Genomic DNA, 10,648 nt, shown 5'->3' with positions numbered 1-10,648 from the left:
CTCTGGTACGGGGTATGCCGAGCCGGCTGGCACGGTTTTCCCGGACCACGTGGCGCGGGATGTATCCGTATGAAATGCACGGTGTTGGGGTCGCGATCGGGGGCTCGTAGATCCACGGGCTGCTAGCCTGGGCCGGTTGTTCTATTCGACCGGCGATGAGTTCGAGGTCCTAGATCCTGTCGTGTTCAACGCCATGCTCGGGGCCCGCGCCGGAGGTACATGGCGCGTCGCGGACGGCTTTGGCCTCCGTGGCTTCGTCGAGGGCATGGTGCCGATAGGCGCCAACCGGTTGAGGATCGACCGCCCTGGCGCTCCGCTTTTCTTGGAACCGACGAGAGGCGTGCTGTTCAATATCGGATTGGGTGGGGTGTTCGACTTGATGTGAGGGTTTATGAATCGCTGGTCGCTCATCAGTCTCATTATTTTTTGTGCCGCGGGGGTCGCCTGTTATGTGGATGATTACGTCGTCAAGCCGCCGGACTGCTGGACGCCGGAGGAAGGCATGGCGCCTTGTTATCGGGACGCCGGCTCCGACGCCTCCGACGCTGGAGGCGAGGCCCAACCCGACGGCGGAGAAGAAGAGGAGGCCAGCGCGGACGACGCCGGCCCATCATGCGACGGCGATTGCGTCCCGCTCCGCCCGACGGATCACCCGTTCACCGACCCGCACCACGTGTGGTTTGGCCCCGCGGACAACCCCGCTGCTTGCCCGAGCGGCCTCCTCCCGCAATTCGTGCGCTACGCGGGCCTCGTCGTCCCCGACCTGGCATGCCCCGAATGCACGTGCGGAGCCTCGACCGGCACCTGCGCCCCGCCGAGCACGTTCGTCGCGCAGGCGGCCGTCTGCGATCTCGCGTCGGGTTCTGTCGAGACCCCCTTCGCCCCGCCCGACGCGTGGGACGGCGCCTGCACTGCGGAGAACGCCGTCCCGGCGGACCTCGATTGCGGAGGCGTCCCGTGCGTCCAGTCCCTCACGATCGGGCCCGTCCAGAAGCTCGCCGAGAGCTGCGCGCCGACGCTCCCGTCGACGTCGCCGCTCCCCGCCACGCCCTGGGAGGAGGTCGCCGTCGCGTGCGAAGGGCTCACCGGCACGGCGTGGGCCGGGTGTGAGATGGAGGAGATGTGCGTCCCGAAGGCCGCGCCCGGCTTCCGGTATTGCGTCGTCGTCGAGGGGGACGTCGTCTGCCCGACCACAGGCTACTCGGAGCGCCACCTCTTCTATCGTGACAAGGTGGATACGAGGGCATGCGCGGCGTGCTCGTGTGGGCCCGTCGAGGGCAGCGCGTGCACGGCCACGGCGACCGTGTTCAAGGACGACGCGTGCAGCTCGTTTCTGCTCGGCACGTCGGTTTCGTCGGAAGAAGGTGCATGCGTCGACATGAGCCCCAAAGGCCAAGCCCTCGCGAGTAAGCGCGTCGCGGACCTCACGTACCACGCCGGCGCCTGCGCTCCGAGCGGGGGCGGCCCGGAGGGGACGGCCGCGCCGACGGGGCCCGTCACCTTTTGTTGCGCCCCTTGACGATTCCCGGGAGGGATCTGCTCGACGCGGATCCTACCAGTGGCATGAGCCACCCGAACGACGTGCGCGCCGCCATTCTCGCGCTCCGTCCTCGCCTGGTCCGCTGGTTTCTCCGGTGGGAACATCAACCGGCGGACGCCGACGATCTGGCGCACAGGGTCCTCGACATCGGCCTCGCGCATGCCGACGGCTACGACCCCGAGCGGGGGAAGCTGTCGACCTGGCTCTATCGAATCGCGAAAAACGAATCCTTTCGACACAAGAAGGGCGCCGTCGAGGAGTGCAACACGTATTGGGGCGACCCCGATGACGCGCGGAGCGTGGCGTCCGACGCGCCCTCGCCCGCCGCGCTCCTCGCCCGAAAGGAGATGTTTCGGCTCGTCGACCGGCGGTTGCGGAGCATGGACCCGCGTTTGCGCGATGTGCTGTACGCGCATGTCTTCGACGGGCTCTCGGAAGTGGAGATCGCCGAAGCTCTCGGCATCCCCGAAGGCACCGCGCGCTCGCGCCTCTTTCGGGCCTGTACCCAGGCGCGAGAGCTCCTCCGCGGGTACGAGAGCGAGCTGCGCCCGTTCATGGCGGCGATCCTGGTGGGCTCCGAGGCGCGTCCCGTGGGGTGGGGACGCCGCGCAGCGGAGGTGCTCGTCTGTACCGCCGGCCTTGCCGGCGTCGCCTACGGCCTCATGAAGCCGCCCGAAATCCTACGGACTGCCCAGACTTCCTCGCCCGCCGTGCAGGTGAACGTGAACGCCGGAGCCGTCGCGCAAGACCTGCCGCCCGCGTCCGCGCCGCCCTGCTTGTGCGTGGATGCCCTGGACACGAGCCGGCCCCGCGCGCTCGTCGCTGAAATCGAGCGCGCTGCCGCCCACGGCGACGAGGACGCCGCTCGTGCCGCCCTCGCGCGCTACCTCCGGATGTACCCGCGTGACCCCCTGCATGCGCGCGCGCTTTTCGGGCACCTGCTCCAGCCGTAGGACACGCTCGAACAAAAACGATCGAACCCGGGAGGGTTCGCGGCCCGGCCGGAACTATCAGGGGATGAGGCGACGATATGCGCCGCCCTCCTGCCCGAGCCGAACGCTGTGCTCCTGGCCTGATGAATGGAACGTCGCCGTGTTCGGACTCGGGCAGGACTTTTCCAATGAACGACCCGCAGAAGCGGGCGATGGAGGCGGCGCGCGTTTGGGCAAGCACCTCTCGCCTCCATCGTCCTCTCCTGCCGGCCGTTCGTCACCGATCCGAGGCGGCTGCGAATCGTGGCACCCCTTTCACGCGCACGCTCGCGATTCGCCGTCGCCTCGGGTCGGTGACTCCTTGGAGGTCGCATGCACGCCGTCGAGGCTTCGAGCTGACCCGAGGGAGCCCCAAGGCTCGGCCGCGAGGCTTCCGGGATGACCCGGGTCAGGGCGAAGCCTCGACGGCGGGGCTTCGGTCAGCCTGAAGCCTCCTCCGTCAGCCCCGAGGCCGCGCCCCCCTCCCCCACCTTCATCCAGACCGCGCTCTGCTCCCCCTCGTAACACACGTCGCCTTCGTGCCGGAATTCGAACGCGTATCGCACGAATTGTTTCGTCTCCCCGCGCCGTGCCCGCACCTCGCGGCAGGTCGCGATGATCGGCTCGCCCGGCGGCACCAGCTTGCGGAACACCACCTGATAGAGGTGCGTCCCGTATCCGATCCAGCCCGCCGCGTGACGCATTCCGTGCAGGTAATACGAATGGATGAACCCCAGCATCCCCGACGCGTGCACCATCGTCGCGCCCGCCACGTGCCGCGGGTGGCGCACCGGGTGTACGCGTTGCGACGTCGTGAACGGCAGCGGTTTGTCCGTGGGCATCCGGCAGACGACGCGTTTTCCGGCGGGGTCGAGCTCGACGATCGCGTCGAAGAGCAGCACCTCCGGGTCGTAGGGGAGGTCTCCGAGGAATGCTTCGTCGAACGGCTGAAGGGACATGGCCCCGCGTGGTAGCAAGGCCCCTCCCCGCGCGTCAACGCGGCTCTCGCCCCCTGCCCTCCGGCCGCATCCGCTCCCGCATCCGCCGCTCGAGCTCCGGGCTCGTCCCCTGCGACTGCCCTGCCGCCGCCGGCAAGAGCGAGACCCAGCTCCCGAGCAGCGCCGTCGCGGCCTGCGCCTCCTCCGGCGAGAGCTCTCCGTCCTCGTTCTCGTCCGCCGCCGCGAACGCCGCGCGCGCCGGCACCAGCATGGCCGCCTCGAACTCGCTCGCGTCGAGCGTCCCGCTCCCGTTCGCGTCGGCCTTCTCGAATGCGCTCGTCGCCATCCGCTCGGCGAACGCGGCGGCGCCCTCGTGCAGCTCGCGCCGCGAGATCGTCCCGTCGCCGTCCCCGTCCACCGCGCCGAAGAGCGCGTCGACCGCGCGCTCGGTCGCCTCGCGCGCCTGCGCGGCCGAGATCGAATCGCCCCAGGTCACCCCGATCCGCGCCTCCAGCGCGTCGAGCGACTCGCCGCTCATCTGCCCTGTCAGCGCGCCGAGCACCCGCGACAGCGCCGGCATCGACGCCGACGCTTCCCGCGCCTCGTCGGCCGACACCACGCCGTCGCCGTCCGCGTCGGCCCGGAAGAACACGGCGCCGACGAGCATGTTGAGCTGCGTCGTCGCCTCCGACCGCTCGATCCTCCCGTCCTGGTCCGCGTCGAGCCCGATGAAGGCGCGATCGAGGAGGATGCTCCCCTCCTCGCCTCGATCCTGGGCTCCTGCCGCGCTTGCCGCCGCGATCGTCGCGAGCGCGACGAGCCCTTGCGTGAACCTCCGTGCTGCCATGGCTCCCTCTCTCTGGTCGGTTCGTCGCGGCACACGCCCCCTGAGGGCGCGCCGCGCGGGATGTTCCGGGGCAATTGTGGTGCCCGGCAAGCTCTTCACGCGGGCGCGCTCGTGCGCGCGGAGGCCCCGACTTTGCAGCGCGCGGCCGGTGAGGAGGTTGTCATGGCCGAGCAGAAGAAGGACCAGGAGAAGGGCTCGATGACGGTGCAAGAGGCCGGTCGGCTCGGGGGTGAGAAGGGTGGGCAACGCGAGCGCGAGCTCGTGCAAAAAGGGCACGAGGCCGAGGAAGGCCGCGGCGGCGAAGAAGAGGAGCAGAGGAGCGGCGGGAAGAGCAACCGCTGAGCAAAGCCTGACGGAGGACACGAGGGATCGGCGCGTGATCGCCGATCCCTCGTGTCTTTCCTGCAATGGCTATCCCGGACAAACGAAAGGGGAGCCAGCGCGAGACGCGCCGCTCCCCGGGTAAGGCCGGAACGACAGCGGAGCTAGCGCTACTTCTGTTGCTGCGGCTGCTGCTGCTTCGGCTGCGGCGCCGGCTGTTGCTGCTGGGCCGGGCGGATCAGGACCTCGAGCCGCACCTGATCACCCTCGTTGTAATTCTGGAGGGACGCGGGCGGGAAGTTGAACTCCATCTGGCCGCGCTCGGTCTCCACCTTGAGATCGCCCTTCTCCTTGTCGATGTCGACGATGCGGCCGGTCACCTGATGGCGCCCGATCCCGGCCTGCGCCATCTTCTGGGCGCGCTGCTGCTTGTGCTGCTGCTGGGCGCCTTGCTGCGGCTGCTGCTGCGTGCCTTCCTCGGCCATCGCGAGCCCCGCCGTGGTGGCGAGCGCGGCCGCGGCCATCAGACCAAAGAGTTTCTTCATGGCTTTTCGTCTCCTCCAACCCATTCGACGCTCGGGAAGCCGGGCCATGACGAGCCAGGTTCCCCCCCGAGGTCCCGGTGGGCCTCCGCCCTCACCGCCTCGCAACGGTGGTGCCGTCCAGAACCGAGACGGATCGCGGACGCCCGCTTCTTCTCCGGTATGCCCGTCTGCGCAGACCCGGAACGCTCGCCCGAGAGCCCGCGCCGGCCCCTCTGCACTCCAGAGACCGTTTGACGGCCCGAGGTCTCCGGCGTAAGCCCTTTCCATGTCCGGCGCACCTCGTCGCTGGCCCTCGGCCCTCGCGCTCGTCGCATCGCTGATCGGGCTCGTCTTCGGCGGCCTCTCGACGCTCGATTATTCGAAGCACCTCGACCGCCAGGTCCACGACATCCACTGCTCGTTCGTCCCGGGGCTCGCCTCCGACGGGGCGGGTGAGAGCGCTTGCCGCGCGGCCATGTACAGCCCGTACTCCGCGCTCTTCCGCGATCGGTACTGGGGCGGCATCCCGATCTCGCTCTTCGCGGTCGGCGCCTTCGCGTTCTTCGCGGCCTACGCGCTCTATCTCCTGCTCGCCGGGTCCACGGCCCCGCGCCGCGCCGCCCAGTTCTACGGCGCCGTGAGCGTCACGCCCCTCGTCGTCTCGGCGCTGATGTTCGCGATCTCGGCGCTCAAGCTCGGGCAGTACTGCAAGACCTGCGTCGGGATCTACATCTCGTCCGTCCTGCTCGCGATTGCCGGGATCGTGATCCTGCTCGACGCCCGCAAGGGCGGGCCGGCCCCCGCGGCGGACAAGCCGGAGGGCGGCGCGGAAGGCGCGGGCTCGGGCGGGCGGCCCGTGGGGTCGATCTGGCTCGTGCCCGCCTGGCTCGTCGCGCTCGGGATCTTCACGATCACGCCGACGTTGATCTACCTGAGCGCGCTGCCGAGCTACGCCTCGTACATCACGGGCTGCGGCAAGCTCGCGAAGCCCACGGAGCCGAACAACGCGCTCCTCCGGCACACGCCGGCCGGGGCCAAGCAGCCGGCGACGCTCTTCGTCGATCCGCTCTGCCCGACGTGCAAGGCCTTCCACAAGCGCCTGGAAGCCGACGGGATCTTCGAGCGCCTCGACACGACGCTCGTGCTCTTCCCGCTCGACAACGAGTGCAACTGGATGCTCGACCGCCCGCTGCACCCGGGCGCCTGCCTGGTCTCGAAGGCCGTGCTCTGCGGGGAGAACCGCGCGGTCGACGTGCTCGAATGGGCTTACGACAACCAGGACCGGCTGCTCGAAGGCGCGAAGTCGCCGGCGGGCCTGCCGACCGTGCGCGCGGCGATCCGGGAGAAATGGGCGAACCTCGACGCGTGCATCGATTCGAAAGAAACGAAGCTCCGCCTCGATCGAATGCTCCGCCACATCGTGAACAACCAGCTGCAGGTCAGCACGCCGCAGCTCTTCCTCGGCGACACGCGGCTCTGTGACGAGGACAGCGACATCGGCCTCGCGTACAGCATCCGCAAGCTCGCGCCGGACTTGAGGTTGCCATGAAATACGCAGGAATCATCGGAATCGTGGCCGGGTGCACGCTGCTCGCCGGATCGGCCTTCGCGGTGCACGCGGAGGTAAAATCCTCGGCGGAGCGGCTGAAGACGGGGATCGCGGAGTCGGTGAAGCCGGCGGTGGCGATCGCGAACGACGCGGAGGCCCCCTATTGCACGCCGAAGTTCAAGGAAGTGCTGGCGCGCGTGATTCACGCGTGCGGCCTCGAAGGCGGGGCGGCGCGGCGCGGCTGCCAGCCGGCCGACGTGAAGACGCTGGCCTCGATCAGCGACGACGATTTCAACGCGCTCTTCACGCCGCTGAAGGAGCGCGGGGGCGTCGTGATGTTCGACGACGGCTCGGAGAAGCTCGACGACGACGGCAAGAAGATGCTGGAGGAGCTCTGGGTCGAGCGAAAGGGCGCCCGGTATTTCTTCATCGTGGCCCGCGCCTCGAAGACGGGCACGCCGGACTTCAACCGGTCGCTCTCGCACAAGCGCGCGAACAGCGCGTTTTTCCACGTCGGCGACAAGTTCAAGGAGCCCGATCTCGACAAGCAGGTGGGCTTGCTCTGGCTCGGCAACGAGTTCGCCCAGCTCGGCAAGGAATACTGCGAATGGAATGTCTCGCGGAAAGGCAAGCCCTGCGCCGCGGAGGCGATCAACCGGAGCGCGTTCGTGTCATGGGTCGATTGTCAGCTTTGATTCTCCCGCTCGCGTTTGCCGCCCTTGCTTGCGAAAACGGCGGGACGGTAAAACCGGAGCCGCCGGTGACGGGCCGCAGCAATGCGGTCACGGCCCCGAATGGGTCCGCCGGGACGACCCCGGCCTCGGCCACGGCGTCCGCCAAGCCGAGCGCCGCGCCCGCCGCGCCTCGCAAGCTCTGCGCCGATACGACGGCGCGGCCGGCGCCGAAGGGCGCGCTGAAGACGGCCGCGGCCCCGGGCGCGACGGCGCTGCCCGGCAGCATTTCGTTCGGCGTCGGAAAATGGGTCTGGGTGAACCTCTGGGCGGCCTGGTGTGGGCCGTGCAAAGAAGAAATGCCCCGGCTCCAGAACTTCCAGAGCCGCCTGCGCAACGCCGGGGTGATGATCGACCTCGCGTTCGTCTCGCTCGACGACGACGAGCGGCAGCTCTCGCGGTTCCTCGAGGCGCAAGGCCAGGGGGGCGTGCGCGCGTCCTACTGGCTGCCCGAGGGCGGCGGGCGGGACACGTGGATCGGGGCCCTCGGGGTCAAGGACGCGGGCAACCTCCCCGTCCACGCCTTGGTCGCCCCGAGCGGGCAGCTCGCCTGCCTCATCCAGGGGGCCGTCGAGGAGACCGACTACCAGGCGATCGCCGACATCGTAGGCGCGAAGCGATGACGCGCGGCGCCGGAAGCGGTAGAAGCTAGCCGCCCATGTCGGAGCCCGAAAAGAATCGCGATCCCTTCCAGCTCTGCGGCACCACGATCGAGGGCAAGTACCGCGTCACCCAGGTGATCGGCGACGGCGGCTTCGGCGTCGTCTACCGCGGCGAGCACATCGGTTTCGGCGAGAGCATCGCGATCAAGTGCTTGAAGCTGCCCGCGGAGCTCGGCGAGAAGCAACGCGCCCAGTTCCTCGAGCAGCTCCGCGAGGAGGGGCGGCTGCTCCATCGGCTCTCGCGCGTGACCTCGGGGATCGTGCAGGCGCTCGACGTCGGCGCGTTCGTCACGCAGAACGGCACGTGGGTGCCGTACCTCGTGCTCGAGTGGCTCGAAGGCGAGACGCTCGGCGAGCTCATCAAGAGCCAGAGCAGCCGCGGCGGCATGAGCACGGCCGACGCGATCGCGCTGCTCGAACCCGCGGCGCGCGCGCTCGCCGTGGCGCACGCGCAGAAGATCGCGCACCGCGACGTCAAGCCCGCGAACCTCTTCGTCACGGACGTCGGCGGCAAGCGCACCGTGAAGGTGCTCGACTTCGGCATCGCGAAGGTGCTCACCGAGCACGCGAGCTTCACCGAGGCGCTCGCCGCGACGAGGCAGGGCCCGACCGCGTTCACGCCGCGCTACGGCGCGCCCGAGCAGTTCAACAAGCAACGCGGCGCCACGGGCCCATGGACCGACGTGTTCGCGCTCGCGCTGATCTTCGTGGAGCTCGTGAGCGCGCGCAAAGCGCTCGAAGGCGACGATCCGACGGAGCTCTACATCATCGCGGCGGATCCGAGCATGCGGCCGACGCCACGCGCGCGCGGCGCGAACGTGAGCGAGGCCGTCGAGCGCGTGATCGAGCGGGCGCTCAGCGTGGAGCCGAAGCACCGCTTCCCCGACGCGGGCGCGTTCTGGGACGCGCTCGTCGCGGCCGCCGCGGCCGAGGGCGGGGCGCGGATCTCCTCGGACAAACTCGCTGGGTCGATCCCGCCCACGATCCAGGAGTCCGCCGGCGACAGCCTGCTCTCGACGGCCGAGTTCGCCGAGAAGAAGCAGCTCGGCGTGGTGACGGAGCAGAACCGCGCGACGGGCAACAGCCGAAGCAGCGACGCGTTCGGCCCCACCCAGGCTGCGCCCACCGTGGCGCAGCCGGGCGCGAGGCCGGCCGGCCCCATGACCACGCGCGACCGGGATCCGATGGCGGAGACGCCGCTCGGCGAGCGCCTGCCGCAGCCCTCGCAGACGGGCCCGAAGCAGCCGCCCGCGAGCGCGACGCCGCTGCCGCCGGCGAAGGACAGCATCGAGAAGACCGGGCTCGAATCGACGTCGACGGCCGAGGGGAAAGGCAAGCCGGTCTGGCCGTGGCTCCTCGGCGCGCTGCTCGTGGGCGGCGGGGCGCTCGGCTACACGCTGCTCACGATGGGCTCGCCCAAGGGCAAACCCACGCAGAAGCCCGTGGCGAGCGCGACGGCGTCCGTGAAGGGCTCGCCCTCCGGCGGCCCGAACACCACGCTGCCGACGGCCCTCGCGAGCGCGAGCACGAGCGCCAGCGCGTCGGCGATGCCCTCGGCGTCCGCGGCCGCGCCGTTCGTGCCTCCGCGGGACATGGTCCTCGTCGCGCCGGGCTCGGCCAAGCTCGGCGAGGGCCCGGATCAGCGGCAGGTGACGCTCACGAAGGGGTTTTACCTCGACGCGATGGAGGTCACGACGGGGCAGTACCGCGCCTGCGTCGCGGCCGGAAAGTGCCCGGCGGCCAAGCAGGTCGTCCTGCCGGCCGAGAGCGCGGCGCAGCTCATGGCCTCGGCCGACGCGGAGGAAGATCCCGAAGCAAAGGCCTCGCCCGAGGAGTTCGCCCAGGCATGGACGTCGAAGTGCAACGACACGCGCGACGCCATGGAGCACCCGATCAACTGCGTCACGCACGCGGCGGCCGAGGCCTACTGCGCCTTCCGCGGCCGCCGTTTGCCCACGGAGGCCGAGTGGGAGTTCGCCGCGCGTGGCGCCGCCGGCCGCGCCTTCCCCTGGGGTGACAACGCGCCCACGTGCAACCGCGCCTGCTTCGATCGCAACGGCAAGTGCGTCGAGGGCAGCGAGGGCGTGGCGACGTGCCCGGCGGGCGGAAGGCCGCTCGATCGCACGCCCGACGCGCTCTACGATCTCGGCGGCAACGTGGCCGAGTGGGTCGCGGACGGCTATGCCTCGCCGCCGCCCGCGGGCACCGATCCCAAGGGCCCGACCAGCGTGCCCCAGCGTGTCATTCGCGGCGGCAGCTTCCTCGACCCGGCGAGCCGCATCCGCGCGAGTTCCCGCCTCGGCGTCGTCCCGAGCGCGGCGCACGTCACGATCGGCTTCCGCTGCGCGATCGACGCGCCCGAGGAGCCCACGCCGGCGCCCTGAGCCGCCCTCGACAGAGTGCATTTCGTCCTATCTGTGTAGCCTCGTTTGCCCGGACGCGTCCGCGTGCCCTTTGTCTTCACGCGCACGGGGTAAAACGTTGACATGGACGTAAAAGTTGGCGAGGGTCTACACGCGGCGGGGGGCCTCACGCAGGCTCCGCGCGATCACAGGAGCTTGGTGC

General features: G+C 70.0%; 11 protein-coding genes. 8 read left to right on the top strand and 3 right to left on the bottom strand.

Translation table 11 applies throughout. The features are described from left to right. The first annotated feature begins 136 nt into the window (after positions 1-136). The 3 genes from QHF83_RS40570 to QHF83_RS40560 are packed head-to-tail and all read left to right on the top strand — an operon-like array spanning position 137 to position 2,493. On the top strand, positions 137-385 hold the full coding sequence (locus QHF83_RS40570) for a hypothetical protein (protein ID WP_282423453.1): 249 nt from the start codon (positions 137-139) through the stop codon (positions 383-385). A 6-nt stretch (positions 386-391) separates the two neighbouring features. Further along, positions 392-1,519, top strand: coding sequence for a hypothetical protein (locus QHF83_RS40565; RefSeq protein ID WP_282423452.1), 1,128 nt, complete (start codon positions 392-394; stop codon positions 1,517-1,519). A 44-nt stretch (positions 1,520-1,563) separates the two neighbouring features. Continuing rightward, on the top strand, positions 1,564-2,493 hold the full coding sequence (locus QHF83_RS40560; protein ID WP_282423451.1) for an RNA polymerase sigma factor: 930 nt from the start codon (positions 1,564-1,566) through the stop codon (positions 2,491-2,493). A 458-nt stretch (positions 2,494-2,951) separates the two neighbouring features. Here QHF83_RS40560 and QHF83_RS40555 read toward each other — a convergent pair whose 3' ends face one another. Together QHF83_RS40555 and QHF83_RS40550 are read right to left on the bottom strand one after the other, a co-directional pair. Next, complete coding sequence (locus tag QHF83_RS40555; RefSeq protein ID WP_282423450.1) at positions 2,952-3,470, bottom strand: hotdog fold domain-containing protein; 519 nt, start codon at positions 3,468-3,470, stop codon at positions 2,952-2,954. A gap of 34 nt (positions 3,471-3,504) precedes the next feature. Beyond that, complete coding sequence (locus QHF83_RS40550) at positions 3,505-4,296, bottom strand: EF-hand domain-containing protein (protein WP_282423449.1); 792 nt, start codon at positions 4,294-4,296, stop codon at positions 3,505-3,507. A 162-nt stretch (positions 4,297-4,458) separates the two neighbouring features. On the opposite strand from QHF83_RS40550, the gene QHF83_RS40545 reads away from it, so the two are divergent. Next, a complete protein-coding gene (locus tag QHF83_RS40545; protein WP_282423448.1) occupies positions 4,459-4,638 on the top strand; it encodes a hypothetical protein in 180 nt (59 codons plus the stop codon). Positions 4,639-4,787: 149 nt separating this feature from the next. Here QHF83_RS40545 and QHF83_RS40540 read toward each other — a convergent pair whose 3' ends face one another. After that, positions 4,788-5,162 carry a hypothetical protein gene (locus QHF83_RS40540; protein ID WP_282423447.1) on the bottom strand — a complete coding sequence of 125 codons (375 nt, stop codon included), beginning with the start codon at positions 5,160-5,162 and terminating at the stop codon, positions 4,788-4,790. 265 nt (positions 5,163-5,427) lie between these two features. Here QHF83_RS40540 and QHF83_RS40535 point away from each other — a divergent pair, with 265 nt between their 5' ends. From QHF83_RS40535 to QHF83_RS40520, 4 genes are read left to right on the top strand one after another with little or no spacing between them, the layout of a single operon-like run. Next, the gene (locus QHF83_RS40535; RefSeq protein ID WP_282423446.1) at positions 5,428-6,690 is read left to right on the top strand and encodes a vitamin K epoxide reductase family protein; all 1,263 of its coding nucleotides are present in this window, start codon (positions 5,428-5,430) and stop codon (positions 6,688-6,690) included. After that, on the top strand, positions 6,687-7,385 hold the full coding sequence (locus QHF83_RS40530) for a hypothetical protein (protein ID WP_272420772.1): 699 nt from the start codon (positions 6,687-6,689) through the stop codon (positions 7,383-7,385). The genes QHF83_RS40535 and QHF83_RS40530 overlap by 4 nt, the downstream gene beginning before the upstream one ends. After that, on the top strand, positions 7,364-8,044 hold the full coding sequence (locus QHF83_RS40525; protein ID WP_282423445.1) for a TlpA family protein disulfide reductase: 681 nt from the start codon (positions 7,364-7,366) through the stop codon (positions 8,042-8,044). The genes QHF83_RS40530 and QHF83_RS40525 overlap by 22 nt, the downstream gene beginning before the upstream one ends. A 35-nt stretch (positions 8,045-8,079) precedes the next feature. Next, a complete protein-coding gene (locus QHF83_RS40520) occupies positions 8,080-10,467 on the top strand; it encodes an SUMF1/EgtB/PvdO family nonheme iron enzyme (protein ID WP_282423444.1) in 2,388 nt (795 codons plus the stop codon). Positions 10,468-10,648 lie beyond the last annotated feature (181 nt).

Origin of the sequence: Polyangium sp. 15x6, assembly GCF_029960785.1 — a bacterium.
Taxonomy (GTDB): Bacteria; Myxococcota_A; Polyangia; order Polyangiales; family Polyangiaceae; genus Polyangium.
This window is presented reverse-complemented; position numbering and strand designations above follow the sequence as displayed.

Coding starts and splice junctions, on each gene's coding strand:
- QHF83_RS40535 (WP_282423446.1), top strand. CDS start 5,428: ATGTCCGGCGCACCTCGTCGCTGGCCCTCGGCCCTCGCGCTCGTCGCA.
- QHF83_RS40525 (WP_282423445.1), top strand. CDS start 7,364: ATGGGTCGATTGTCAGCTTTGATTCTCCCGCTCGCGTTTGCCGCCCTT.
- QHF83_RS40545 (WP_282423448.1), top strand. CDS start 4,459: ATGGCCGAGCAGAAGAAGGACCAGGAGAAGGGCTCGATGACGGTGCAA.
- QHF83_RS40540 (WP_282423447.1), bottom strand. CDS start 5,162: ATGAAGAAACTCTTTGGTCTGATGGCCGCGGCCGCGCTCGCCACCACG.
- QHF83_RS40555 (WP_282423450.1), bottom strand. CDS start 3,470: ATGTCCCTTCAGCCGTTCGACGAAGCATTCCTCGGAGACCTCCCCTAC.
- QHF83_RS40530 (WP_272420772.1), top strand. CDS start 6,687: ATGAAATACGCAGGAATCATCGGAATCGTGGCCGGGTGCACGCTGCTC.
- QHF83_RS40550 (WP_282423449.1), bottom strand. CDS start 4,296: ATGGCAGCACGGAGGTTCACGCAAGGGCTCGTCGCGCTCGCGACGATC.
- QHF83_RS40560 (WP_282423451.1), top strand. CDS start 1,564: ATGAGCCACCCGAACGACGTGCGCGCCGCCATTCTCGCGCTCCGTCCT.
- QHF83_RS40565 (WP_282423452.1), top strand. CDS start 392: ATGAATCGCTGGTCGCTCATCAGTCTCATTATTTTTTGTGCCGCGGGG.
- QHF83_RS40520 (WP_282423444.1), top strand. CDS start 8,080: ATGTCGGAGCCCGAAAAGAATCGCGATCCCTTCCAGCTCTGCGGCACC.